The following is a 1,172-nucleotide window of genomic DNA, read 5'->3' as shown; positions in this document are numbered from 1 at the left end:
GCTTCTGGTGCTGTTCTCGGGCTATTCGCCGAACATGGCGGCCTTTATCGGCCTTAGCCTGTGTGTGGTCGTCGGCTTCTGCGCCTTTGACAAACCCGCAACCCTGCTGGTGCCGCTGGCGCTGCTCGGGTTCATATTCTGGAAAGCCTCGCCCTATTCCGGTGAGGGCTACACGCCGGTGATGGCCGGGATGCTGGCGGCGCTGACGCTGGTCGGCTGCCTGCACCGCAATGAACGGCAAAGCTTCCGCGACCTGTTCGACAGCTTCCATGTTGGTGTGCAATACGCGCTGGCAGTGGGCGCGGCCTCGGCTGCGGTGGGCATCGTGGTTGGTGTGATCAACACTACCGGCGTCGGCTTCCGGCTTGGCTTCATGGTCACCGGCGGTGCGGCGGATATGGCCACGGCAATTGCGCCGCTGCTGGACTGGACCACCATCGAGGCGTTCAGCCAGCCGTCGATCCAGCAGTTCCTGTCGCTGGTGCTGATCGCCATGGCCTGTATCCTGATGGGAGCAGGCCTGCCGACCACCGCGCTCTATATCATGCTGGTGGCGGTTGCGACGCCGGCCCTCAGCCAGCTGGGCGTGCCGCCGCTCGCCACCCATATGTTCGTGCTTTATTATGGGGTGATCTCCGAGATCACCCCACCGGTCTGCGCCTCGGCTTATGCGGCGGCGGGGATTGCGGGATCGAACCCGTTCCGCACCGGGCTGAACGCCTTCACCCTGGGTCTGGGCAAACTGATGGTGCCGATGGTGTTTGTCTACGCGCCCACCATGCTGATTGTGCTGCCGGAGCATTTCACACTGCTGAGCTTTACTCAGGTGACCGTGACCTGCGCGGCGGGTGTGTTTGCCATCGCCACTGCGGTGTCGGCCTATTTCCTGGCACCGCTTGGTGGAATCTGGCGGTTGCCGGGCTGGAGCATGCAAAAAATTCCGGGGCTGAGGGTTGGAAATCTCTGTGCGAATTCGCCCGGCATCACACCGGGCAGCACCCGTTCGCCCGCATGAGCGGGCGCGCCTCTCGCCGCCTCAGGTGATGAAGCCCGAAAACGGCGCGCGCAGCGCAGCCCGGTGCACCATCTCCGACAGCGTTATGATGTCAAACACCGGCCGGTTCAGCGCGGCCTGCAGCGCATGGGCATAAGGCGGCAGGTCGGTGCATTCC

1 protein-coding gene is annotated in these 1,172 nt (G+C 63.9%); it reads left to right on the top strand.

The genetic code is table 11. The features are described 5' to 3' along the window. Positions 1-1,015, top strand: a 1,015-nt coding sequence (locus A2I95_RS40405) for a TRAP transporter large permease subunit (RefSeq protein ID WP_291737947.1), incomplete at its 5' end; no start/stop codon positions are given. Positions 1,016-1,172 lie beyond the last annotated feature (157 nt).

The sequence above is a fragment of the Leisingera sp. F5 genome (assembly GCF_001593695.1).
Note: the sequence above shows the minus strand (reverse complement) of the source record. Positions and strands in the feature narration are given on the sequence as shown.